We start from the raw sequence: 25480 nt of genomic DNA, 5'->3' as shown, positions 1-25480 counted from the left end.
AAGGTCTCACTTCAAACATTATAGCACACTGTAATGTTTATATGGTCCTTCCAGCAACTGGAAGGTCAAGGGGGATCGGAATGTTAAATCGAGAAAATCCGCCTAGTCCTTTCATAGAAGCCTTTAGAACAAATACACTTACCAAACCTAATCGGGGGACATTTCAATTATGCGAATACTGGCGTGTCTGGCACTCGTGTTCATCATTTCCGCTTGCACCAATTTGTCTGATCACGAACGCGCCTGGAAAGCCATGGATAATTCCGATATCAGGGGGGCGCGAGATATATGGCGGACGCTCGCCGAGGCCGGTGATGCAGAGGCGCAATTCAGGTTGGGGGACTCATACCAATTTAAGAACCTTCCCGATTATGACCCTGTAAAGGGCGTATTCTGGCTCCGCAAGGCTATTGAGCAAGGCCATACCGGTGCGAAAGACGAACTTGGTACCGCCTACAAGCGTGGCTGGGGCGTCCCAAAAGATCATGCAAAATCAGTATATTGGCTAACCCAGGCCGCCAATGACGGCCACGCCCAATCAGCGCTAACTCTGGCTGAGACGTTTCAGTTGGGGGAAGGCACCGAGAAAAATGAAGAAGAGGCTAAAAAATGGATGGCCCTCGCGGCCCGCCTCGGGAACAGCGAAATGCTCTACCGCATCGGGTTCATTTATGTAGATGAAGACAACTGTCTTCCCAGGGACATCGAACAAACTATTGTTTGGTTCAAACGATCCATTGCCCAAGGAGACCCATATGCACCCAGCTTACTAGGTGAACTTTATATGCAGGGATGCGGCGTCTCCTGGGACCCAATAAAAGGCATCAATTTATATCTCAAGTCACATAACCTGGGCTACTATTCTGCCATGGCGGAATTGGGCAAAGCTTACCGAAAAATGGTCGTTAAAAAGGGTTTGAACCAAGGAGTTACAGACTTCCGAAAGGGTCAAGAGTTGCACGCGGAAGTGGAGCGGACTGGAAATTTCCAGCCCGCCCTGTCCCAATACGTCGCAGCTGCAAAACGTGGCTCAGGCAAAGCCGCAAGTGCCATCGCAAAATTACAAGAGACAGGCAAAGCCCCGTCTAAAGTAGACCAAATTGAAAGCCTAGGATGGAGAGCTATTTCTTTTTCCCTCATTGATCCTCAGCCATACAAAGACGAACTTGTTAAGAATTACGGACATCTATCCGGCGCCGAGAAAAATCTCGCATTCGCCAAAATAGTTGGCTTCCTAATTCAGATACTCCAGGATGGCACCAATCAACGCCTTGATTGACCTCATGCTTTCTCCCAATTGCACCCCCAAACTAAACCGGGCACACATTTGTAAGAAATGTTTTTGTTGAATGGCGCCACGCCTATGCCATACAACGTACTACCGTCAAGTGGTAATCGGTGTATACTCTTGGTGCTAATACAAGTGTGGCAGTCGACCCCAGATTTGGTTGAAGCAGCCTTCTTTTTCGTCCTTGATGTTTCCTCAACTTTTTTTCCAGTTGAGCCTAAACTCGAATACTTATCCCGCACTCTCTGCTGCCGCTCTTTGCTGTCGGCTTCCAAGTCGGTCTCGTGCTTTTTACGAGCATCAATTTTGCGTTTTTGTTCAGCGCGCTTCTTTTTTGAAGGGCTTTCGTGATCAGGGGGGAAGTTAAAGGCCATTTGTCGAATTTCCTTATATTGTTAAGATTTTCGACCCAATAAGTAGGCGGAGTTTGATTCCGGATGCAAAGCCTAAAATGTTCGCGAACAAAAAAGATTTTCGACTTCCCTGAAAATAATTAAAGGGACAGTATATTGAACTGTCTAGTAACCCACACCTAACCCGTTGAAATTTAGCGATACCCACAAATCGGCAAGTATCTTATTGCTGCGCTGAATTGGGGCTGATACTGGACACAAAAAACCGTCGACTGGACACTCGACTGGACACTGAAAAATATTTGCAGTTGCAGTTTCAATCATTTTTTGCCTTCCACTGCCTTTAAACACTGCAAACCACATGGTTGACGCATCCCCGTGGGGCTTGCATTCTTTCAGATAGGGCGTAAATGGGGTTTGCGGCTGGCGGTATTGCCGGGAAATCAATCAATATTACGCTTTAAGAGAAATACATAGAAGACTGAAATGTATGTACTAATCGATAACTATGACAGCTTCACCTACAACCTTCGGCATTATCTTGGGGAGTTGGGGGCGGAGGTTGATGTCTATCGTAATGACGCTTTAAGCGCCGACGACGTTATTGCTTTGCGGCCAGATGGGATCGTCATTTCGCCAGGACCTTGCGATCCTGACCGAGCTGGAATCTGCTTGGACCTTGTCGAAAAAGCGTCCTCCTCAATCCCTGTTTTCGGGGTCTGTCTCGGTCATCAAACCATTGGTCAAATATTTGGTGGCTCGGTCGTGCGCGCACCGAAACCAATGCATGGCAAAGTCAGTCAGATCAGCCACACGGGGACCGGTGTGTTTCACGGAATACCGTCGCCGTTTTCAGCGACCCGATATCATTCGCTGACGGTCGCGAGAGAAGGCCTGCCCGATTGCTTTGAGATCACCGCTGAAAGCGACGACGGGATCATTCAAGGGTTGTCGCATAAGACCCTGCCCGTCCATGGGGTGCAGTTTCACCCCGAAAGCATCGCGTCCGATCACGGACATACAATATTGAAGAATTTTCTAACCATCGCCTCAGGGGGAAAGGCTGCCGCATGAACACACAAGCTGACGATATGAAGGCCTTTATCGGCAAGATTGCCGACGGCACGACTTTAAGCGAAGCAGAATCCGAAAGTGCATTTGACATCATCATGTCGGGTGACGCCACCCAGGCACAAATCGGCGCGTTTTTGATGGGACTCAGGGTTCGGGGCGAAACTGTGGAGGAGATCACGGGTGCCGTTCGAACCATGCGCTCCAAAGCTTTATCCGTCCAAGCCCCTGAAAATGCTATGGATATCGTCGGCACCGGTGGTGATGGTTCCGGCACATACAACATTTCTACAGCCACGGCATTTGTCGTTGCCGGCACTGGTGTTCCCGTCGCCAAGCACGGCAACCGCGCGTTGTCGTCAAAATCAGGTGCCGCCGACGTCCTGACAGCCCTGGGCGTTAACATCGACGCGGACATAAGCTTGGTTGAGCAGTCTATTCGAGAAGCCAACATTGGTTTCCTGATGGCCCCCCGCCACCACAGCGCCATGCGCCATGTCGGCCCGCCGCGGGTTGAGATGGGCATCCGCACGATCTTTAATATTCTCGGCCCGCTCTCCAACCCTGCCGGCGTAAAGCGCCAGTTCACCGGGGTTTTCGCCAAGGAATGGGTCGAACCAATGGCCCGTGTTCTCAAAAACCTCGGCTGTGAAGCCGCGTGGGTGGTGCATGGTTCAGATGGCCTGGACGAACTAACCACAACGGGTCCGTCCTATGTCGCTGAACTAAAGAACGGTGAAGTGACGACATTCGAGATCAAACCCTTCGATGCCAATATTCCAGTTGTGACGCCAGCTGACCTCAAAGGGGGCGACCCTGCCTATAATGCTGATGCGATAATTGGCTTGTTGGAGGGGGCGATTTTCCCTTTTAGGGACGTGGTGATTTACAATGCCGCCGCCTCCCTAATCGTCGCCGGCAAAGCGGAAGACCTACAGGATGGTGCGGTTCAGGCTACGGCTTCCATCGATAGCGGAGCCGCCAAGGCTGCGCTGGATAAACTGGTCGAGATAACCAACTCTGGGAACTAGCAGATGAGTGACATCCTGGTTGAAATCTGTGATCGCAAACGCGAATATGTCGCCGCTTGTAAATCTGCGGTTCCCCTAAGCGAGCTTGAAGAACAGGCAAAGGCAGCGTCACCTGTCCGTGGGTTTGAGCGTGAGCTCGAAAACTCAGCCTTTATTGGTGCATATGGACTCATCGCTGAAATCAAAAAAGCCTCGCCTTCTAAAGGACTTATCCGTGAAGACTTTGATCCGGCAACGTTGGCCAAGGCATATGAGGCCGGCGGCGCGCAGTGTCTTTCTGTCTTAACCGATGAGCCTTACTTCCAAGGCTCAAACGATCATCTGATCGCCGCGCGGGACGCGGTGTCCCTTCCGGTTCTCCGCAAGGACTTTATGATCGATCCTTACCAGATCACCGAGTCCAGAGCCCTCGGTGCCGATTGCATTCTACTGATTATGGCGGCCCTTGAGGGTGCCCAGCCCCATGAGTTCGAACAACAAGCTATGGAAATGGGCATGTCTGTCTTGGTGGAGGTTCATAACGAAGAAGAATTGGACAAGGCCCTGGACCTCGACACCCGCCTCCTTGGCATTAACAATCGCAACCTGAAAACGTTGGAAGTTGACTTAGGTGTGACAGAAAGGCTGGCTAAAATGCTGCCACAAGGCACCCTGTCGGTCAGTGAGAGCGGGCTTAATACAAAGGCCGACCTGGACCGGATTGCGGATCTTGGGGTTTATTGCTTCTTGGTCGGAGAATCCTTAATGCGCCAAGACGACGTGGAACAGGCACTCAAAACCTTACTCGGCGTCGATTGATGGCTGACTTAACCCATTTTGATGCCGACGGTAACGCCGTTATGGTTGATGTGTCCGAAAAGGACACGACGGAGCGCACTGCGACCGCACGTGGCCGGGTCCTCATGCAGGCGGAGACCATGGCTCTGATCGTTGGTGGCGGCGTTAAAAAGGGTGATGTCCTAAGCGTCGCTCAGCTGGCTGGAATTATGGGTGCGAAAAGAACGCCTGACCTCATACCGCTCTGCCATCCCCTAAACCTTTCCTCAGTAACCGTGGACCTTCACTGTGACGAGGCGAACAATGCGGTTGAGATTGAAGCGACCTGCAAGCTCAAGGGCCGCACGGGTGTTGAGATGGAGGCCCTGACCGCCGTCAACGTGGCAGCGCTGACGGTTTATGATATGTGCAAGGCGGTTGATCGCGGCATGCAGATCACGGATGTACGATTGATCCACAAGGCTGGCGGCAAGTCCGGCGAGTTCAAGGCAGAATAATAAAATGATATCGGTACAAGAGGCTTTTGATCTCGTCGTTGCGGGTTTCTCCCCACTCAGCAGTGAGACGATCACCCTGAAAGAGGCACACGGTCGCGTCCTCTCAGAAGATGTTACGGCCAAGGTATTCCACCCCCCCGCGGACGTTTCCTCCATGGATGGCTATGCAGTGCGGGCTGAGGATGTGGCGGAAGTCCCGGTAACCTTGACGCAAGTGGGAGAATCCCAGGCAGGTGGCAGCTACGACGCGGTCGTTCAGACGGGCCAGGCTGCGCGGATTTTTACTGGTGCCCCTGTCCCCGATGGCGCAGATGCTATTGTTATTCAAGAGAATACCGAGACCAATGGCGACCAAATAAAAGTCCTGACAAGTGCGCCCAAAGGAAAGTTTATCCGCCCAAAAGGCATGGACTTTTGTGATGGCGACGTGTTGCTGAAGGCGGGACGCTTGATGACAGCACGAGACATTGCAACTGCCGCAGCGATGAACGCGCCTTGGCTTACTGTGCGCCGCAAACCCCGTATTGCGGTGCTGGCCACGGGAAATGAACTTGTCATGCCAGGGGAACCTGTTGGCCCTGGTCAAATCATCAGTTCAAATAGTGTTGCGCTTGGTAGCTATGTCGCAGCCTGTGGTGGTGAGGCGATTAACTTAGGTATTGCCAAGGATACTGAAGAATCTTTGCTGGAATGCTTGCAAGGGGCAAAGGGCGCAGACTTGTTGGTCACCATGGGCGGGGCATCTGTCGGGGACTATGATCTGGTTGGCAAGGTCTTGGGCGATCAAGGCATGGACCTTGGCTTTTATAAGGTCGCCATGCGTCCTGGGAAACCGCTGATATTTGGCCGCTTGGGCGATGTTCCAGTGTTGGGTGTCCCAGGAAACCCGGTATCTGCGGCGGTTTCAACAATCATATTTGTCCGCGCGGCAATCCAGGTCATGCTGGGGATGCCTACCTCATCAGCCACAGGAGAGACCGCAATTCTCGGCGAAGACCTGCCCGCCAACGATGAACGTCAGGATTATCTCCGGTCTCAGTTCAGCCAAGATGCAGACGGCAACCCTGTGGTTGTTTCGGCAAAATTGCAGGACAGCGCGATGCTGGCCCGCTTGGCCCAATCCGACTGCCTGGTAATCCGTGCTCCCCACGCGGCCCCCGCCAAAGCCGGGGATCGGGTAGAAATCATTACGCTCGCTCAAGGCTTACTGACAATCTAAAGACAGGTCGTCCCGAAAAACCCTCTTGACGCCAAAGGAGAACTAAACTAGAACATAGGCAAATGTTTTGGTTTTGTTCTGTAGCTTGTGGAATTTTGCAAATTTAGGCTACATGTACCGGTATCGCGGGAGACATCCAGTGCTGACTAAGAAGCAACATGAACTACTTTCATATATTGATAAGCAACTGAATTTAAAAGGTGTTTCGCCGTCGTATGACGAAATGAAAGATGCTTTGGGACTGGCTTCCAAATCCGGTATCCATCGCCTGATTACAGCTCTCCAGGAACGCGGTTTCATCCGTCGCCTGCCGCATAAGGCGCGCGCGCTTGAAGTCTTGAAGCGGCCTGAAAACCAGTTGGATCGGGACCTCTCAGACGACGCTAATTCGCCAGATTCAAACGTTATCCAAGGCAGTTTCAATGGTGCTGCCACCGCCATGCCGGTCATGCCTGACTCAGCGCTTGGTGAAAGCGAGGCCGTGCGCCTACCGCTGTGGGGTCGGATCGCTGCGGGTACCCCTATTGAGGCACTGCGGGATAATTCAAACTCCGTTGAAGTCCCCGCTTCCATACTCGGGCGGGGCGACCATTATGCCCTTGATGTCGATGGCGATTCTATGATTGAAGCCGGCATCCACGATGGCGATACGGTCATTATCCAACAGACAGACACGGCAGAAAACGGCACAATCGTGGTGGCCCTGGTGGACAACACCGAAGTCACCCTAAAACGCCTGCGCCGCAAGGGGGATTCCATCGCGCTGGAGCCTGCGAACGCCGCCTACGAAACAAGAATCTGCGGGCCGGATCAGGTCAAAGTTCAAGGCAAATTGGTCGGATTGTTTCGGAAATACAACTAAAAACAACGATTTAATTGCAGGATTTTCATTTCGCTTAGCGTTCGGCGATAACTGTAGTGGCTGAAAAAAAATTTAAGTATAAATTATCGACATAATTTCAATAAGTTATGGCGAAATAAATTCACTACATAATCGAATCGAATTCGGACTTGAATACTCTTTAAAAATATTCGGTTAGGAGCTAGATCCTTTCCTCTCGCTCCTGGAAACAGGCCTGACGACCCACGGCCTGTGCCCACGATCTTCATTCACGGAACGGACAATGATCTTTGCACCCTTCAGCCAAATCGCATGTGTCCCGTTTCGCCAAAGATCAAAGCGGTCGATGACCACGTTCGGTCCGCGACAAACAATGCGAACCGGCACCAGGCTAATCAGCACGTCTGCGGTCCAGCAGTCTTCGCTATGGGCCGCCGGGACCCGGGTCAAAGACACGACCCGACCAGCCCTCTTGTAAAGGCATCCGACCCCATCGCATGTCAGATACTGTTCGGTATTTCGCCCGGTCTTGGGCCAGACCGATGCCTCTGTCACTCCGGCTTTTCGAAGCCAGATCTCACGATTGAACCGCGCCGTTCGCAAGGACGATACCGCCAACCCACCGTCCGCCGTCCGCACCGCCATCAATTTCGCTTCGCCATCGACAATGACGTCGGGCGTTTGGACTAACGTTATACTGATCAGCGCGGCGGCGACCCCGACACCACCGAACAGTCGCCACCTACCGCGCCACAAGCACAACCACAGCCCGCCAAGGGTCATCGCGGCTATACCAATGGTCGGCATTGACGGCAGGACCGTAACTGCGCCAGGAATCCCGGCCACGAAATGTGCAACATCCAAGACCAAATTTACTCCCCACCCCATTGGGTGCAGCGCCAGGGCTTCCAATCCCAAGGGCATCAGCACAAATGCCAGCAACGCCCACGGCATGATCCAAAGCGCGGTCGCCGGCACGGCCATCAGGTTTGCCAATAATCCATAATCGGCGAACCTATTGAAATGAAACAGTGCATAGGGCGCAGTCGCCGTGCTGGCAATCACGGTTGTAAGCGCAACACCCGCTAAATACACAAAGCCAAAGCGCTGCCACCACGGACGTTCGCCTTCTTGGTAGCGCCGCCGCCGTGTGATTTCTTCATGCCCGGCGATCAACGCAGTCACCGCTGCAAAGGAAAGTTGGAAACTAGCGCCTAACAGGCTTTCCGGTTGAAATATAAGGACAATTAGCGCTGCCCAAGCGACCAGCCGGATCGACAATCCGCGCCGATCCAGGATCACCGCCAGCAAAACGAGACTGAACATCAGTAATGCCCGGACCGTCGGCACGGACCCACCCGTTATTACCGCATAGGCAAACGCGCCTGGCAGCGCCAAGGCCGCCGCCCACTTCTTGACGGGGTAATAAAGCGATACTCTGGGGATCAGCGAGAACAGGCCTCTAATCCCTAAAAATAAAAGCCCCGCGACGAGGCCAATATGCAGTCCTGAAATTGCCAGTAGATGCGCCAGCCCTGAATTTCTGATCGCCTCCATGGTCTTCTTGGAAATGCCGGTCCGGTCCCCCAGCATCAAGGCCCGTGCGACGGCCCCGGTGTCACCAGATAAGGCCGCAGAAATTCGAGTGCCCAATTCCTGTCGAAGAGATGTTATCTTAAGAATCAAGGACATAACGCCGGTTTCTTTTGCCGGTGTTAGAATTGTAGGTGCGCCATAACTGAACCCGACACCGCCCAGTCCCTTAAAATAGGCTTGGCGCTGAAAGTCGAATGCGCCTGGCATTGCGGGGGGCGGCGGAGGCGTAATACGGGCGCGAATTCTGATCCAGTCGCCAGGCCCAACATCCGGCCCTTTGGAGGTCTTTACCCGAAGACGAATGCGGTTGGGGGTCTCCGCCGGACCAACCCCAGAAATGCGCAGTTTTTGGAGGCTTAGCCGGGACCCGGTAGGGAAAAGTTCAACCCGGACCACCTGCCCTGTCACCGTCGTCGGACCAACGGCTCGGGACAAGATCGGACCGTCGATCGACGCGGTTCTGTATTGTGCCGCTGAAAAACCGGCGATTATTATTCCAATGAGGATCGCGCACCACAGGATGATGCGATTACTGCGTCCGCGATAGCCGATGCCAACGATCGCAATTAACCCCAGAATCCCGCCATAAATGACCGGCTCGGTCGGTAAAGCAAAATAAATTGCAATGCCGAGCCCGAACAGCACGGGAACCCACAGCACCCAGCGATCCTGCTCCTCCAACGCCATCTCGGATATACGGGCAAAAATCATAGGCACGTTCTCTCAGACCTTTAAAACACTCTGCTGGACAACAACCAAAATATGCTACATCACTGGCACTCTCTTCAACCGCAGCATAACAGATCAATTCATGACCGTTGTCACCCGTTTTGCCCCCTCGCCCACCGGATTCCTTCATATCGGCGGCGTGCGCACAGCACTGTATAACTGGCTGTTCGCCCGTCACCATGGTGGCAAGTTCCTGCTGAGGATCGAAGACACCGACCGCAAGCGCTCGAGCGACGATGCCGTGGCCGCCATTCTTGACGGTCTCAAATGGATGGCACTGGACTGGGATGGGGATGCGATTTCGCAGTTCGCAAGGGTTGAAGACCACAAGGCCGCTGTCGAGCGTCTATTAGGAGAGGGCAACGCCTACCGCTGCTACTGTTCGCCGGAAGAACTGACCCAAATGCGCGAGGAAGCGCGGGCGAAGGGAACGACGGCCCTTTATGATGGACGCTGGCGTGACCGCGACCCCTCTGAGGCTCCAGACGGCGTTGATCCCGTCATCCGGCTTAAAACACCTAATGAGGGCGAGACCGTTATTGAGGACCTGGTCCAAGGCACGGTTCGGGTTGCTAACAATCAACTCGATGACATGGTGCTAATGCGCGCCGATGGAACGCCGACTTATATGCTGGCCGTGGTCATCGATGACCACGACATGGGGGTCACCCATGCAATCCGTGGCGACGATCATTTGACCAATGCGTTTCGCCAGTCCTTGTTGTTTGATGCGCTTGGTTGGGAGCGTCCTGAGTTTGCCCATATCCCGCTTATTCATGGTGCAGATGGCGCCAAACTATCAAAGCGACATGGTGCCCTGGGTGTCGAAGCTTACCGCGATGATGGCTTCCTGCCCGAAGCTGTTTTTAACTATTTGTTACGTCTTGGCTGGAGTCATGGCGACGACGAAATTATCTCTCGCGAGCAGGCTGTAGAATGGTTTGATCTGGGCGGCGTCGGCAAGTCACCAGCGCGTTTTGACATTGACAAATTAACCAGCCTGAACGGCCATTATATCCGCCATGGTGACAATGAACGGCTCAGTAAATTCATCTTGCCCGTGATCACGGAAAAGCTTGGTGGTCGCGTCGCAGAAGGTACTGAAATCTGGCTAAACAAGGGGCTGGATGACTTAAAGGAACGTGCGAAGACAATTATAGAACTCGCTGATAGTGCACTATTTTATGCCAAGACACGTCCTTTGACTATGGATGAGAAAGCAACCACGCTGTTGTCGGAGGACGGGATTGAAAAACTGTGCCTTCTTCACGCCGCTTTGGCCGATATTGACGACTGGTCGGCAGATCGTTTGAAGCAATCCGTCGGAGACTTAGCAGAGGCACAGGACCTCAAGCTTGGCAAGCTTCTGCAGCCGCTTCGCGCGGCCCTGACGGGCACCCATGTTTCGCCCGGAATGTTTGATGTTATGGCCGTCCTGGGGCGCGAAGAATCCTTAGGTCGACTCGACGATGTCTTGAATTGATTGGGAATTTGTTTAAAACAGTAGCGAACAAAAAACATTTATATCAACGGACGGATCACGCGACGGCCTGGGATGGGAAGTAACGCTGAGACCGCCAACGGACTGGGAGGATCAATATGCCAAAAACCACAGCCAATCACACCTTCACACTGACAGACAACGCCTCTGGCGATAATTATGAGTTGCCGGTGTATCAGGGTAACATCGGGCCCAACGTCATTGACGTCAGCAAGCTGTATGCACAGACAGGTCATTTTACTTATGACCCTGGCTTCACGTCGACCGGCAGTTGTGAATCTGAAATTACTTACATTGATGGCGAAGAAGGCATTCTGTTGTATCGCGGATACCCTATCGCTGAACTCGTCGATAACGCTGATTTCTTAGAAGTTTGTTATTTGGTTCTGAACGGTGATTTGCCGAACGCGACTGAAAAAGCTGATTTTGATAGTATTATTACCAACCACACGATGGTCCATGATCAGGTTCACCGTTTCTTCACGGGTTTCCGTCGTGACGCGCATCCGATGGCCATCATGTGTGGCGTCGTTGGTGCCTTATCTGCATTCTATCATGACAGCTTGGATATTAATGATCCTGAACATCGCATGATTTCGTCGCACCGGCTGATTGCTAAAATGCCGACGATTGCAGCGATGGCCTACAAATTCTCGATTGGCCAGCCCTTCGTCTATCCCAGGAACGAACTGGGCTTTGCTGAAAACTTCCTCCACATGATGTTCTCCCACCCGGCGGAAGACTACAAAGTTAGCCCCGTGGTCGCGAGTGCGATGGACAAAATCATGTCCCTGCACGCCGATCACGAACAAAACGCGTCAACATCAACAGTGAGATTAGCTGGATCTTCTGGTGCCAACCCGTTTGCCTGTATTGCGGCCGGGATCGCATCGCTTTGGGGACCTGCCCATGGTGGTGCCAATGAAGCCGTGTTGCAGATGTTGGGTGAAATCGGCTCGGTTGATAAGGTCGGTGAAGCCGTCTTACGCGCCAAAGACAAGGACGATCCGTTCCGTCTGATGGGCTTCGGCCACCGGGTCTACAAGAACTACGACCCGCGGGCAAAAATTCTCCAAGAAACCTGCCGTGAGGTCTTTGATGAATTAGGCGTGAAAGACGATCCGTTACTTGAAATGGCCGTAGAACTCGAAAGAATTGCCCTTGAAGACGATTACTTTGTCCAACGGAAGCTTTATCCGAACGTCGATTTCTATTCCGGCATCATCTTCCGAGCGATCGGAATTCCGACATCCATGTTCACCGTGCTGTTCGCGGTTGCCAGGACTGTTGGCTGGATTGCCCAGTGGAATGAGATGATTGAGGACCCGACCCAGCGCATCGGTCGCCCGCGTCAGCTCTTCACCGGTGCCAGTGAAAGGCCCTTCGTACCGGTCGATAAACGCTAATCCTTCAACCGAATTTAGCCCATAAAAAAGGCTGGAGGACATTGTTCCTCCAGCCTTTTTACTGTTCGTTAGACGTTACCTAGTTAATCACGTCCGACCAATTCAATCTGATACCCATCCGGGTCTTCGATGAACGCGATGATGCGGGTGCCGTGTTTCATCGGACCGGCAGGACGCGGAATTCTCACACCCTCCTTTTCCATCTGCTCACAGGTGGCATACACGTCTGGCGTTGCAATCGCCAAATGCCCAAACCCATTACCAAGCTCATAAGGTTCTTCTTGGTCCCAGTTGTAGGTCAATTCAACAACCGCATTAGAGTCCTCGTCCCCATAGCCGACGAAGCAAAGGGTGAATTTACCACCCGGGAATTCTTTCTCCCGTAGGACCGTCATGCCGAGATGGCGGGTATAAAAATCCTTCGACTTCTCCAGGTCCTTCACCCGGATCATCGTATGCAGGAGCCTGAAGTTTTTATCTGAGTCACTCATTCTGAATCCTTCCCTAATTGGTCTTTGCGAAATTTCTTCATCACTTCCATTACGGCCGCCGCCGCACGTTCACTTGGCGGCGCGCCTTCCGGTCCGATCATATCTAATCCTTCGGCCATGGCTTTGGCCTGGGTGGCGCGAACTTCTTCGTCTTCAAAAAATTCCTCAATCCCAGACGCCAAAGCTCCTGGCACACATCGATCTTGTAAATATTCTGGAATTGCAGGGCGTTCCAAGAGAATATTAATCAATGAAACAAAGTTCACCCGCACCAATTTCATCACCGCCCAAGCGGTCAGGGGGTGCACTTTATAAGCAACCACAGTCGGTACGCTGGCCATGGACAATTCCAGGGTCACGGTCCCAGAAGCGGCAATCGCAGCATCCGACGCGGCGAAGGCATCGTACTTTTGATCGGGTGTTTCCAGCACCAAGGCTGGCACCGGCCATTGGGACGCACTGGCCATAACCTCGCTGGCAAGCGCTTCAACACATGGCACCACGGCAAGGAGGTCGGGATAGCGCTGTTTTAGCAAACCAAGGGCTTCACTGTAGACCGGCATCAAGCGTTGAATTTCGCCTTTTCGGCTGCCCGGCAACATGCAGATCAATTTGGCGTTCTCAGGAATGTCATGACGTTTTCGAAAGGCGGGGCCATCGCCTTTATCCGCGCCGCTTTCCAAAACAGGGTGGCCGACAAAGGTGCAGGATAATCCCGCCCGTAGCATGTAGCTCGGCTCGAACGGCAACAGTGCCAGTACGTGGTTCAGGTAACGGGCAATCTTCTTGGCTCGCCCCGGTTTCCATGCCCAGACCGATGGCGCAACGTAGTGAACAAGGGGAAATCCAAGTCCTGCTACTTTCTTAGCAACCCTGAGTGTAAAGCCCGGCGAATCAATTGTGACCAAGGCATCGGGACGCAGAGTTGCAATTTGGCTGACGGTTTCGTTGATCAGAAAACGTAATCTTGGAATCTTCGGCAGTATCTCAAACAACCCCATAACCGATAGCTCTTCCATCGGGAACAGGCTTTCAAGCCCTTCTGCCGCCATCTTAGGTCCCCCGATGCCGGCAAACCGCGCTCGGCCCTTGGTTTCTTTTTTCAAGGACGCCATTAAGTTGGCACCCAACGCGTCCCCCGAAGGTTCCCCGGCAATTAGAAAAATCAGCGGTGCGTGCACCGAACTTGTATTCACGTCTCATTCTCCACATCGATGCCAATCACGAACAAGCCTGCCTTGTCCGCTTCGGCGATTACATTTTCCCGGTCAACGACCAGAGTGTTTCCCGCTTCAATTGCGATACCGCGCAATCCTGCATCGGCAGCTTGTTTGATTGTCTCCACACCGACGGTCGGAAGATCAGCGCGAGATTCCTGGTCTGGTTTCTTAAGCTTGACCAAGACACCCCCCGCGCCATCCCGCTTCAGCTCTTTACAGCGCGCTAGAAGCCGATCTGTCCCTTCGATGGCCTCGACACCCAATACCAGGCCCTCTTGAACCACAGCGCCTTGTCCGACGTCCAGAGCACCAATGCCGCGTGCAACTTCTACCCCTCGCCGGATATCCGCCAGGGCCTGTTCATCCGGTGAGTGCTTTCCGTAGATGCCAGAAGGCGCAATTAACGACGGCATGATTTCTTCTACTCCAACAACTCGGAACCCTTCCTTTTCGATCTCACGAACGAGGGCACCGAGCAAGCCATCATCTCCTAATGCCGCAGCACCTGCCTTGACCAAAAACTTCGTCGTCCACAAATCCAAACCAATGGAAGAAAATGTCGGGCGCGATACCGAACCAACCATAACAAGGTCAGATACATTTTGTTCCTTTAATTTTTTCAGCGCCTTACCCGATTTTCCTAAGGGAATCCATTGGTGGGGAACTGCATCAACAGTGGCGGGGTCGGTCTGATTTTTTAAGGCGATGACGAAGAAATCTCTTCGGTTTTGCAGGCAAGCTTGAATGACTTGCAATGGGAGCCCGCCCCCGCCTGCAATGATCCCCAACTTCGGCAGGCTTGAATCAGGCGGCATCTTCCAACGACTGGCAAATGCCGCGCGACGAGTCGGCACGCATGAAGTCTACGATTTCCATAACCGGTTCGACATCGTTCATCATCTCGGCAACGTCATCCAGGCGCTCGGTCATTGTGCCTTCCTGGGCAAACAATAAACGATAGGCGTTGCGCAAGGAATGGATCACATCGCGAGAGAAATTTCGACGTTTCAAGCCAACAATATTGAGGCCTTGTAGACGCGCCCTGTTTCCGATGACGGACCCATAAGGGATAATATCGTTTTCAATTCCTGACATGCCACCGACCATGGCGTGGCGACCAATTCTAACGAACTGATGAATTGCCGATAGCCCACCGATGATTGCCCATTCAGCGATCTCAACATGGCCGCCCAGGGTCGCGTTGTTCACGAGGATAACATGGTCATCGATGATGCAATCATGGGCGACGTGCGCACCGACCATGAACAGGCAGTTGTTGCCAATTTTTGTCACCATGCCGCCGCCTTCAGTGCCCGGGTTCATGGAGACCTGTTCGCGAATAACATTGTTGCAGCCGATTTCCAGTTTTGAGGGCTCACCCTTGTACTTTAAATCCTGTGGCGGGTTACCAAGGGAAGCAAATGGAAACACCACTGTATTGGCACCGATCAACGTAATCCCCTCCACCACCACATGCGACATCAGCTTCACACCGTCGTCCAAGGTCACATTGGGTCCGACGATGGTGTAAGGGCCTATGGAGACGTTCTCACCGACCGTGGCGGCGTCATCAACGATTGCAGTTGGGTGTATATTTGTCATTTTACTCATCCACGATCATGGCAGAAAAGGTTGCTTCAGCGACGAGAGCATCGCCAACTTTGGCCTCGCCCTTAAATTTCCACACAGGTCCCCGGTTCCGCACCTTTTCGACATGAACCAGTAAGACATCGCCCGGCGTAACGGGTTTCCGGAAACGCGCGTTATCGATGGTCATGAAGTACACAAGTTTTCCCTGTGATACCAAGTCTAGGGTTTCCACTACCAAGACCGCAGACGTCTGTGCCATGGCTTCAACGATCATGACCCCGGGCATAATCGGGCGGGTCGGGAAGTGACCTTGAAAATGTGGTTCGTTGAAGGTGACGTTCTTGATACCGGTGGCGCGTTCATCAGGAACAAGATCAATGACACGATCAATCAACAAGATTGGATACCGATGCGGTATCCGGTCCATAATTTGATTGATATCTAATTCCGTGTTTGTCGTCGCGTCCGAGCCCGCATCCATGTCCTACTTGCCTTTTTTCTTCATCAATTTATTCATATAAGCTGCCGTCCGTAACCATTGGCGTACCGGAACTGTCGGTGTTCCCCCAACTTCCGCACCAGGGGGAACGTCTTGGATTGCCCCACCTTGTGCCGCAATCTTAGCACCTGCACCGATCTTCAAGTGTCCGGCAACGCCGACTTGACCGGCAAGCACCGCGAAATCACCAATCTCCGTACTACCAGAGACGCCGACCTGTGACACCAAGATACATCCCTGACCAATCTGCACGTTATGACCGATTTGGACGAGGTTATCAATTCTGACACCGCTGCCGATTATTGTATCAGGTCCTGAACCACGATCTATTGTCGAATTTGCGCCGATTTCTACATCGTCGCCAATGATCACACGGCCCAACTGCGGCACCTTCAAATGTCCTTCTGCACCGGGCGCAAAGCCAAAGCCATCCTGACCGATTCGGACACCAGGATAGATCAGCACCCGCGCACCAATTTCACAGTACGCCAGGGAGGCACACGCCCCGACAGAACCATGATCGCCAAGAATAACACCAGACCCAATGACTGAATTTTCACCAATGCGGCAGCGCGCGCCAATTTTTGCTCGGGCCGAGATCACTGCCCCCGCAGCAATTTCGGTGCCCTCACCAATTTCTGCTGAGTCATCTATTTGCGCCGCTGGAGATATCTCTCCAGAAGCCATAGGCAGTGGATAAAACGCCGTCGCAGCCTTGGCATAAGCCCGATACGGATCAGGTGTCGTCAACAGGGCCATACCCGCAGGTGCCGTATCCGCATACTCTGGACGAATGATGCAAACCCCAGCTCGACTGACACGGAACGCATCTGTATACCGGGTGTTGTCGAGAAAACTAACATGGTGGGACACGGCTGTATCAAGCGGTGCAACATCACTGTACATCGTTTCAGGCACTATAGGGCCTGATATCACCGCATCGGAAATTTTCGCTAATTGGGCAAGCGTAAAGGGCCCAGCTTTGGTAAAGAATTTCGGATCGGCCATCCCTTATTTACCGTATTACTTGCCAAGCGCCCGACTATTACGAGGATCAGGGACTTGAATCTTAGGTAATCTTTTATCCAGGCGTGTAACTATATGCTTGGTAATATCCAAAGATGGATGCCCATAGGTAATGTCACGGCGTCGCAATATCAGGATCAAGTTCAATTCCGTCGCTATTTTGCTAATTATTTCATTCACAACGCCACGAATTTTCCCCATAACTTTTTGTTCAGAACGGGCAAACTCTTTTTGAATACGATCTACTCGGGCCTGTAAGGACGCTACTCTGTCTTGGTACCTTTCACGCTCAGCATTGAACGCATCGGCCGACAGTACTTGACGTTTACGCTTTAAGTCCTCAGTCGCCTTGCGCAGAGCTTCTTCTTCGTTGCGAACATCTGCCTGGACGGCTACCCGAAATTTCTGAACCTGCGCGGTCACGTCCTTAAATACAGCGGCATTAGAAAGCATGTATTTATTATCAATAAAGGCGATAACGAGTTGTGTTCCAGCTTGTTGCTTCGGCGCTGACGTTTTCTGCTGAGCATTTGACGTGGTCGAAAGTCCAGCACCTAACAAAACAACACTGACCATTACGAGGAAAAAATGTTTCACTATACTCTCCTAATTTCGGGCCTAAAGTCGGGCGCCAAAGTTAAATCTAACGAATTCTGTTTGATCGAATTCTTCCTTAAGATACGGAACGGCAAAATCTAACCCCACCGGACCGAAAGGTGATACCCATTGAAATCCAAAACCTACCGATGCTCTGAAGGACGAACTCTTGTCAATTGATGAGCCATTGGGATTCGCTTCTTCGATGCCGCCGGCACTGCCAAAGTCGGTGAATACTTTACCGGTCACACGAAACGAATCAGGCAAGCCAACCGGAAAATCAAGCTCAATTTGCCCCGAATAGACCCACTCTGCCCCCAGAGCGTCACCCTTTACGTTATCACGAGGACCGATACCTGCGGAATCGAAGCCTCTGACCTTGCTTCCGCCAAGAAAGAGTCGGTCTAAGAAACTAACTTCTTCACCGACCCCAATTGCCCAGCCCGCTGAACCGACGAGTGAGAATACCCATTGATCAGCAACAGGATAAAAATATTTCCCACTTAATGAGTTTCGTACGAAAGTGGCATCCCCCCCTAGCCCCGCATAAGCCGTTGTAAATCCAACAGTATATCCGTCGGTAGGATTGACAATATTATCCCGTTTTTCAAGCCTTAGAGTGTGTCTGATTTCCGAAATCAACCTTTTTTTATTATCATTTTGGGCATCAATGATAACCTGAGATGCATTCGAAGATACATCGGTAATTTTCGTTTGTTTAACGGAATACCCCCATCTTTGGGAGAGCGATTCAAGGATCGGGTAGGAGAATAAAGTACTGGCACCATATTCGTCCGTATCTAACGAACTCGTATCTTGTCGGTCTGTCCGGGTTCTAAATATATCAACGCCAGCGGTAATTTCCCGACCTAAAAAATATGGCTCTCTAAACCCAATGTCCACTTGGCTTTTTTCAGCAGCAATAACTATATTAAATTTAACCAGTTGGCCCCGTCCCAAGAAGTTTTTTTCCTCCAAACCGACGTCCGCCAAAGGACCATTGGTCGACGAATATCCCGCACCGAATGAGACAGATCCTGTCGATTTTTCCTCGACTGAAACTTTAATAATATTCTTGTCAGGCGCACTGCCAGGCACTTGTTCAACAGCTACCTTTTCAAAGAAGTTCAAATTTTGCAGTCGCTGACGAGACCGGCGCATCTTCGCTGCATTAAATCCGTCGCCTTCGACCAATTTAAATTCTCGGCGAATGACTTTATCCAAAGTGCGTACGTTGCCGGAGACGTCGATCCGCTCAACGAACACCCGCGGACCTTCATTGATCTCATACTTAATTGAAATTGTTTTCGTTTTTTGGTCGCGACGTACACGCGGCCTAACCTCAACAAAGGCGTACCCCAAGGTACCGACCTGTGATGTTATGCGGTTTACACCCTTATCTATCTTTGTCGAATCATACCACGCGCCGGGTTCGATCTCGATCACTTGTTTGACTTGTTCGGGTTTTAGATCTCGAAGCCTGGTATCAACATCAATTTTACCAAACTTATATCTCTCGCCTTCTTCAACCGTAAAGGTAATGAAAAAGTTGCGCCTGTCCGGCGTCAATTCTGCCAAGGCGGAAATCACCCGGAAGTCCGCGTATCCGTTTTTTAAATAAAATCGGCGCAGGAGTTCCCGGTCCAACGTCAGACGATCAGGATCGTAACTTGTCGTAGAACTTAAGAACCGCCACCATCGCGTTTCTTCCGTTTGAATGACCTGCCGCAGCCGAGAATCCTTAAACTTTGTGTTGCCGACGATACGGATATTCTGAATATCCGTGGGCTTTCCCTCATTAATCTCAAAGACGATATCAACGCGGTTCTGTTCCAGCTTGATCAGCTTTGGCTCAATCACGGCCGCAAATCGGCCACTTTGCCGATAGAGCGTGAGCATGCGTTTGACATCTTTCTGTACCTTTGTCCGGGTGTAGATAACCCGAGGCCGAAGATTCATTTCTTCATTTAAGGCATCATCGGTAAACTTATCGTTGCCTTCAAAGGCAATTCGATTGATCACTGGATTTTCGATCACAGTGACAATTAAGTCATCGCCATTCCTTTGCAACGAAACATCGGCAAAGATTCCGGTGGCAAACAAGCTTTTTAAGGAACGGTCAATTCGCGCAGGGTCGAACGTATCACCGCTACGCAGAAGCAGGTAAGATCGAACAGTAGCGGGGTCTACACGCTGTGCGCCCTCAACAATGACATTGCGAACGACACCACCCGACTGCGCGTGAGCCGCATGTATGAATGGAGCGAAGAGTAGAAATAAAAGCCCTAGCGCCCAGATGCGAAAGAAACGCCGCAAGAAAACCCCCAATATTTTTATTCACGTGCCGAGCTATGTACGAAACCCGAACACTTTTAATTCATAAAATGCAATATATCGTTCCTGGTCGCATACAGGAAAAGCAGCAATACCAGACCCAGACCGAATCGGAAACCGTATTCTTGCGCTCTTTCTCCCAAAGGACGCCCCCGAATGGCCTCAACTGCATAGAAAGCCAAATGACCTCCGTCCAACATGGGTATGGGAAATAGGTTAATAAGCCCTAAATTAAGAGATAAAGCGGCCATAAAAAATATTACCTCGACAAAGCCGCGTTGGGCAACATCACCAGAAATTTGTGCAATACCTAGGACGCCGCGTAATTGCTGCGGATTTTCATCGCCAACGATCATTTGTCCTAATGTCGAAAGGATCGTCATCGTCATTGCCGCAGTCCGCTCCACACCCCGCCAAACTGCGGTAAACGGATTAAGTCTTTCGTACACGATTTTTTCAGGATCATAGCGCACGCCCAACATGCCGCGGGATTTCTGAGCGCCATCTTCCCCGGTATAAGACTTCGCTCGTGGAATAGCGCTTAGCACAACGTCCTTACCGTCACGGGTCACGTTGAAGCTCAGTTTACTGTCGGCGCTATTGCCGACAATACGCCGGAGATCGTCGAAATATTTGATCGCTTCGGCATTAATCGCCGTAACCTGGTCACCTGTCTTAAAGCCCGCTTCCGCCGCAGCACTTTTTTCGACCACACCGCCGACGTAGGATAACGGCTTGGGTATGCCGACGACGGCGAATAGCCCTGCCAACACAAATATCGTAAAAGCAAAATTAGCCAAGGGTCCGGCGAACACAATCGCGGTACGCTGCTTTAGCTTTTTATGGTGGAACGAAACTGCGATTTCTTCGTCGGTCATTTTACGGGTCTTAATTTCGGCCTCGTCATCGTCTTCTTCGTTGGGAACCTCTATTTCATCGCTCTCGCCAAACATTTTGACGTAGCCGCCTAAAGGCAGCAGAGCAATCCGCCAACGCGTTCCCTTGGTATCGTTCCAACCAACCAGTTCTGGCCCAAACCCGATGGAGAACACCTCAACCCGAACGCCGTTATATCGGGCGACGAGGAAATGCCCTAATTCATGAACAAAGACGAGTACGGTAAGGACAATTAAAAATAGGACCACGTAGTCCCAAAAGAAAATCAAAGCTTCCATTATAAATATTCCGATCCGAAGGCTGTTCAGCCCACACCTACATAATTGTTTCTCAAATTCTAATTTGGTCTGTTTTTACCTCAAACCAAGCTCTTATGGGAATTTTTTTCGAAATTAGATTATCCCGGGATCAAGCCCTTCGCAATCTCTCGTGCTGCCCGGTCAGATTCAAACACATCATCCAAGGAATTCAGCGGAGCTTTTGGCGCTTGATCTATGGTTTTTTCAACCGCCCGAGCAATGTCCAGAAATCCGATTTTCCGCCCCAGGAACGCCGCGACGGCAATTTCATTTGCGGCATTCATGACTGTGGCTGCACCATTCCCCGTCTGCAATGCTTCGCGGGCGAGCCGCAGGGCTGGGAATTTTTCTGGGTCCGGTGTCTCGAACGTCAATGTTGAGTTCTTGACAAAGTCCAGGCGCTCCACCGCAGCATCCATCCGCGACGGCCAGGCTAGTGAATAGGCAATTGGTGTGCGCATATCGGGGGTTCCCAACTGCGCCAGCACTGAACCATCCACATAACCAACCATGCTGTGGATCACCGATTGCGGGTGGACCACGATTTCAATCTGTTTTTCGGTGACGGGGAACAAGTGATAGGCCTCGATTAATTCCAAGCCTTTATTGAACATGGTCGCAGAATCTACGGAAATTTTTGCGCCCATGTCCCAATTTGGATGGGCCACTGCTTGTTCAGGTGTGACGTCCTCTAATTCATCTATAGGTGTGGTTCGGAACGGCCCGCCGGACGCGGTGAGGATAATTCGGTCAATGGTTTCAGGATGATCAAAGTCTAAAACTTGGAATATCGCGTTATGCTCTGAATCCACCGGCAGCATGGTCGCGCCATGTTTTTCGATCTCGCGCAGCATGAAATCGCCTGCCGACACCAAGCATTCTTTGTTGGCGAGGCCAATTACAGCCCCCCGCCTGACAGCTTCCAATGTCGGCGGCAGACCTGCCGTGCCGACAATACTGGCCATTACCCAATCAGCGGGACGGGCCGCGGCCTCTAAAAGAGCGTCAGGCCCCGCGGCAGCTTCAATGTCGGTACCCGCCAGTGCGTCTTTTAAGTCCTGATAGTAGTTTGGGTCGGCAACCACCGCGAGCGCTGCGCCAAATTCTTTGGCTTGCTCCGCCAACGCCTTGACGTTGCTATTCGCGGTCAATGCCTCAACAACGAATTGGCCAGGATTGCGCCGAATGAGGTCAATGGTGTTCGCACCAACCGATCCTGTCGACCCTAAAACTGTCACATGTCGCGGTGCGGTCTCAATTTCCGGAGCCGCCTCAATTTCGGGAGCCGTCTGGGTTAGAGCCATCTCGCAATCCAATCTTTTTCTAGTCCCCACACGGCGGCACAAAATAGCACCGCAGTCATCAGGCCATCAACTCGGTCAAACAAGCCACCGTGGCCGGGAATTATCTTACCTGAGTCTTTAACCGAAAACTTCCGCTTAAACCAGGATTCCAATAAATCTCCCATCTGCGCCGTAAAACCAACCACAGCACTAAACACCGCAAGCCCTAAGATGCTCGGCCCCTCCAAAAGAACCGCGGTGCAAGCCCCGGCAAGGGCTGAACTCGCCAAGCCACCATAAAACCCGGCCCAGGTTTTTTTTGGACTAATATTTGGTGCCAATTTTGGACCGCCGATGGCCCTACCAAATACATACGCCCCTGTGTCCGAAGACCAAACAACCGCAAATAACCAGAATATGAAATTTCGACCCAATTGATTATCAGCTCGCATGAGCAGCAATGCCACAAACGAAGTACCAATAAAGATCACCCCAAACGCCAGCCATCCTCTTCTACCAGACGGCCCCGGGGAATTTGTGGGGTTAATCGATACGATCGCTACTGAGACGGCAAGCGCTATAAATGCGGTTTCGGGATGCCCCAGTCCGACAAAGGCTACTGAGCCAATGAGCCCCGCGCACACCATTGCGGGAACAAAGCCAAACATACGGCCTATACTGATTGAGGCCCATTCCAAACCAAGAAGGTAGACGACAATGCCGACGAGGAAGAGAAAGAAACCGTCGCCGACATAGGCCGCAGCCAATACCACAGGGGCCAATACCAATGCGGAAATAATTCTTAAAGTTAAGTTTGAGAGGTCCTTACCGGCTGATGGTGCCATAGCGCCGCTCTCGTCCCTGGAACTCGATGAGAGCGTTTTCTAAATCTTCCTTGGAAAAGTCCGGCCACAGTGTATCGACGAATATCAGCTCTGAATAAGCCGTCTGCCACAACAGAAAATTACTGATGCGCTTTTCGCCGCTGGTCCGAATGAGTAGGTCCGGGTCGGGAAATCCCGACGTTAACAAACTCTCTTCCAATGCCCCCTCGTCAATATCAGCTGGGCTAATGTCACCCGCTGCCACCCGTGTCGCTAATATGCGCGCAGCCCGGGTGATTTCAGAGCGACCCCCGTAACTCAACGCGATGGCCAACGTAATGGCCGTATTTTTAGCTGTTTGCGCCTCAGCATCCTCTATTAAGTTTACGATATCGTCATCCAAACGATCCCGATCCCCAATTATTAGAAGGCGCACTCCATTTTTGTGTAAGTAATTAATTTCATTCCGTAAATAGAACCTTAGCAGTCCCATCAAGCCCCTCACTTCGTCCTCGGGCCGGTTCCAATTTTCTGATGAGAAACCATAAAGCGTCAAATAAGACACGCCTAAATCCGCAGCAGCACGCACGATCGTCTTAACTGTCTCAGCCCCCCGCTTATGGCCAGCGATCCGAGGGAGATTGCGTGCTTTCGCCCAACGTCCATTTCCATCCATGATGATGGCAACATGCGTCGGCGCTTGCACACCGCCTGAAATTTTTAATTTAGCTGCCGAAACCAGGGTCATACCTGCATAATTTCCTTTTCTTTGTTCGCCAAAGTTTCGTCAATATTCTTGATGATGCTGTCCGTCAAAGTCTGAATTTCCTGACTATAGTCGTGGTGCTCATCCTTAGAAATATCGCCGTCTTTTTCGCCTTTCTTAAGATCGTCCATGCCGTGTCGTCGGACATTTCGAACCGCAATCCGCGCTTCTTCGGCATATTTTCCGGCGACCTTCGTCAATTCGACGCGACGCTCTTCCGTCAACGGGGGGATTGGCACGCGGATCAGTTGGCCTTCGGTCGCTGGATTTAAACCAAGACCGGATTCCATGATTGCTTTTTCGACAGCCTTGACCAACCCTTTGTCCCAGACTTGAACGGTCAACAACCGAGGTTCAGGAACGCTGACCGTGCCGACTTGGTTCATTGGCATGTTCGATCCGTAAGCATCGACGGTTATGGGTTCAAGCAAGCTGATTGAGGCGCGTCCAGTTCGCAGGCCGGCGAATTCCTGGTGTAACACTTCCACCGCACCATCCATCCTACGTTGCAGGTCAGCTTTCGTCTTAGCAAAATTTGTATCCGCCACGGTCCCCGCCCCCTACTGAATTATTGTATACGTTCCGCCGCCATGGACGATTTCAGCAAATGCGCCCGGCGTGTGAATGGAAAATACCAAAATCGGTAAATCATTCTCACGCGCCAACGCAATCGCCGACGTATCCATGACTCTCAAGTCGCGGGATATCACGTCTTGATAGGAAAGTGAATCATAACGTTCAGCATCTGCGACTTTTTTTGGATCAGCGCTATAGACACCATCGACCTGTGTCCCCTTCAAAAGACCGTCGCAGCCCATTTCAACGGCGCGTAAAGCAGCGGCCGTATCAGTGGTGAAAAAAGGATTACCGGTACCACCCGCAAAGATAACCAGCCGCCCGCGCTCCATATGCCGAACCGCACGGCGCCGAATATACGGTTCGCACACCGTCGCCATTGGAATGGCTGACTGAACCCGGGTCTCAACACCTTTACTTTCCAGCATGCTCTGGACCGCCAGCGCATTCATCACTGTGGCCAGCATCCCCATATAATCGGCACTGGTACGCTCAATACTCTCAGCAGCCTCTGAAACGCCGCGAAAGATATTTCCAGCGCCAATCACCAGAGAGACCTGAACTCCCATCTCGTGCACGGCTTTGATTTCATCGGTAATACGATCAACGGTTCCGGAATCGAGTCCGAAGTCCTTTGGCCCCATCAGGGCTTCACCGGAGAGTTTTAATAAAACGCGGCGGTATTTCGGCTCGGATGCCATAAGGATTACCCGCAGAGCCCCCAATTACAGTTAACGGATGTTAAAGCCGTTCATGAAGGCAAACAACT

General features: G+C 51.7%; 25 protein-coding genes. 9 read left to right on the top strand and 16 right to left on the bottom strand.

The annotated features are described in order from the left end of the window. The first annotated feature begins 169 nt into the window (after positions 1-169). Positions 170-1279, top strand: a complete 1110-nt coding sequence (locus tag HOM51_10915; GenBank protein MBT5035014.1) for a sel1 repeat family protein — start codon at positions 170-172, stop codon at positions 1277-1279. A 2-nt stretch (positions 1280-1281) separates the two neighbouring features. Here HOM51_10915 and HOM51_10910 read toward each other — a convergent pair whose 3' ends face one another. Continuing rightward, positions 1282-1662: a hypothetical protein gene (locus HOM51_10910; GenBank protein MBT5035013.1), complete on the bottom strand. Its 381-nt coding sequence runs from the start codon at positions 1660-1662 to the stop codon at positions 1282-1284. A gap of 465 nt (positions 1663-2127) precedes the next feature. Between HOM51_10910 and HOM51_10905 the strand changes: the two genes are divergently transcribed. From HOM51_10905 to lexA, 6 genes are all read left to right on the top strand, one after another. Continuing rightward, positions 2128-2715, top strand: a complete 588-nt coding sequence (locus HOM51_10905) for an aminodeoxychorismate/anthranilate synthase component II (GenBank protein ID MBT5035012.1) — start codon at positions 2128-2130, stop codon at positions 2713-2715. Continuing rightward, positions 2712-3743, top strand: a complete 1032-nt coding sequence (trpD, locus tag HOM51_10900) for an anthranilate phosphoribosyltransferase (GenBank protein ID MBT5035011.1) — start codon at positions 2712-2714, stop codon at positions 3741-3743. Before HOM51_10905 ends, trpD begins: the two co-directional genes overlap by 4 nt. Before the next feature lie 3 nt (positions 3744-3746). Continuing rightward, positions 3747-4541 (top strand): indole-3-glycerol phosphate synthase TrpC, encoded by a 795-nt coding sequence (gene trpC, locus HOM51_10895; protein ID MBT5035010.1) that lies wholly within the window; start codon positions 3747-3749, stop codon positions 4539-4541. Continuing rightward, a complete protein-coding gene (gene moaC / locus HOM51_10890; GenBank protein MBT5035009.1) occupies positions 4541-5017 on the top strand; it encodes a cyclic pyranopterin monophosphate synthase MoaC in 477 nt (158 codons plus the stop codon). Before trpC ends, moaC begins: the two co-directional genes overlap by 1 nt. A 4-nt stretch (positions 5018-5021) precedes the next feature. Beyond that, positions 5022-6236, top strand: coding sequence for a molybdopterin molybdotransferase MoeA (locus HOM51_10885; protein ID MBT5035008.1), 1215 nt, complete (start codon positions 5022-5024; stop codon positions 6234-6236). 139 nt (positions 6237-6375) lie between these two features. Next, positions 6376-7098 carry a transcriptional repressor LexA gene (gene lexA / locus HOM51_10880; GenBank protein ID MBT5035007.1) on the top strand — a complete coding sequence of 241 codons (723 nt, stop codon included), beginning with the start codon at positions 6376-6378 and terminating at the stop codon, positions 7096-7098. A 174-nt stretch (positions 7099-7272) separates the two neighbouring features. Here lexA and HOM51_10875 read toward each other — a convergent pair whose 3' ends face one another. Next, positions 7273-9384: a DUF4131 domain-containing protein gene (locus tag HOM51_10875; protein MBT5035006.1), complete on the bottom strand. Its 2112-nt coding sequence runs from the start codon at positions 9382-9384 to the stop codon at positions 7273-7275. Between the two features lie 100 nt (positions 9385-9484). Here HOM51_10875 and HOM51_10870 point away from each other — a divergent pair, with 100 nt between their 5' ends. Next, positions 9485-10885 carry a glutamate--tRNA ligase gene (locus HOM51_10870; protein MBT5035005.1) on the top strand — a complete coding sequence of 467 codons (1401 nt, stop codon included), beginning with the start codon at positions 9485-9487 and terminating at the stop codon, positions 10883-10885. A gap of 116 nt (positions 10886-11001) precedes the next feature. Then, a complete protein-coding gene (gltA, locus tag HOM51_10865; GenBank protein ID MBT5035004.1) occupies positions 11002-12309 on the top strand; it encodes a citrate (Si)-synthase in 1308 nt (435 codons plus the stop codon). 83 nt (positions 12310-12392) lie between these two features. Here gltA and gloA read toward each other — a convergent pair whose 3' ends face one another. The 14 genes from gloA to HOM51_10795 all read right to left on the bottom strand — a co-directional run bounded on the left by gloA (position 12393) and on the right by HOM51_10795 (position 25412). Beyond that, positions 12393-12800 (bottom strand): lactoylglutathione lyase, encoded by a 408-nt coding sequence (gene gloA, locus HOM51_10860; protein ID MBT5035003.1) that lies wholly within the window; start codon positions 12798-12800, stop codon positions 12393-12395. Then, positions 12797-13981, bottom strand: coding sequence for a lipid-A-disaccharide synthase (lpxB, locus tag HOM51_10855; protein ID MBT5035002.1), 1185 nt, complete (start codon positions 13979-13981; stop codon positions 12797-12799). The genes gloA and lpxB overlap by 4 nt, the downstream gene beginning before the upstream one ends. A gap of 11 nt (positions 13982-13992) precedes the next feature. Then, positions 13993-14835 (bottom strand): UDP-2,3-diacylglucosamine diphosphatase LpxI, encoded by an 843-nt coding sequence (gene lpxI, locus HOM51_10850; protein MBT5035001.1) that lies wholly within the window; start codon positions 14833-14835, stop codon positions 13993-13995. Continuing rightward, positions 14825-15622, bottom strand: coding sequence for an acyl-ACP--UDP-N-acetylglucosamine O-acyltransferase (lpxA, locus tag HOM51_10845; GenBank protein ID MBT5035000.1), 798 nt, complete (start codon positions 15620-15622; stop codon positions 14825-14827). The genes lpxI and lpxA overlap by 11 nt, the downstream gene beginning before the upstream one ends. A 1-nt stretch (position 15623) precedes the next feature. Then, positions 15624-16091: a 3-hydroxyacyl-ACP dehydratase FabZ gene (gene fabZ / locus HOM51_10840; protein MBT5034999.1), complete on the bottom strand. Its 468-nt coding sequence runs from the start codon at positions 16089-16091 to the stop codon at positions 15624-15626. A gap of 3 nt (positions 16092-16094) precedes the next feature. Continuing rightward, entirely contained in the window at positions 16095-17117 is a 1023-nt protein-coding gene (lpxD, locus tag HOM51_10835; GenBank protein MBT5034998.1) for a UDP-3-O-(3-hydroxymyristoyl)glucosamine N-acyltransferase, read from the bottom strand. Between the two features lie 15 nt (positions 17118-17132). After that, complete coding sequence (locus HOM51_10830) at positions 17133-17732, bottom strand: OmpH family outer membrane protein (protein MBT5034997.1); 600 nt, start codon at positions 17730-17732, stop codon at positions 17133-17135. 21 nt (positions 17733-17753) lie between these two features. Next, on the bottom strand, positions 17754-19988 hold the full coding sequence (gene bamA, locus HOM51_10825; GenBank protein ID MBT5034996.1) for an outer membrane protein assembly factor BamA: 2235 nt from the start codon (positions 19986-19988) through the stop codon (positions 17754-17756). Positions 19989-20104: 116 nt separating this feature from the next. Then, positions 20105-21241: an RIP metalloprotease RseP gene (rseP, locus tag HOM51_10820; protein ID MBT5034995.1), complete on the bottom strand. Its 1137-nt coding sequence runs from the start codon at positions 21239-21241 to the stop codon at positions 20105-20107. Positions 21242-21360: 119 nt separating this feature from the next. After that, entirely contained in the window at positions 21361-22566 is a 1206-nt protein-coding gene (locus HOM51_10815) for a 1-deoxy-D-xylulose-5-phosphate reductoisomerase (protein ID MBT5034994.1), read from the bottom strand. Beyond that, a complete protein-coding gene (locus HOM51_10810; GenBank protein MBT5034993.1) occupies positions 22557-23390 on the bottom strand; it encodes a phosphatidate cytidylyltransferase in 834 nt (277 codons plus the stop codon). The genes HOM51_10815 and HOM51_10810 overlap by 10 nt, the downstream gene beginning before the upstream one ends. Beyond that, the gene (locus HOM51_10805; protein MBT5034992.1) at positions 23371-24117 is read right to left on the bottom strand and encodes an isoprenyl transferase; all 747 of its coding nucleotides are present in this window, start codon (positions 24115-24117) and stop codon (positions 23371-23373) included. Before HOM51_10805 ends, HOM51_10810 begins: the two co-directional genes overlap by 20 nt. Continuing rightward, on the bottom strand, positions 24114-24683 hold the full coding sequence (gene frr / locus HOM51_10800; protein MBT5034991.1) for a ribosome recycling factor: 570 nt from the start codon (positions 24681-24683) through the stop codon (positions 24114-24116). The genes HOM51_10805 and frr overlap by 4 nt, the downstream gene beginning before the upstream one ends. 12 nt (positions 24684-24695) lie before the next feature. Next, complete coding sequence (locus HOM51_10795; GenBank protein ID MBT5034990.1) at positions 24696-25412, bottom strand: UMP kinase; 717 nt, start codon at positions 25410-25412, stop codon at positions 24696-24698. Positions 25413-25480 lie beyond the last annotated feature (68 nt).

The sequence above is a fragment of the Rhodospirillaceae bacterium genome (assembly GCA_018660465.1).
Lineage (GTDB): Bacteria > Pseudomonadota > Alphaproteobacteria > Rhodospirillales > JABJKH01 > JABJKH01.
The sequence above is the reverse complement of the archived record's forward strand: the minus strand, read 5'-3'. Positions and strand labels throughout refer to the sequence as shown.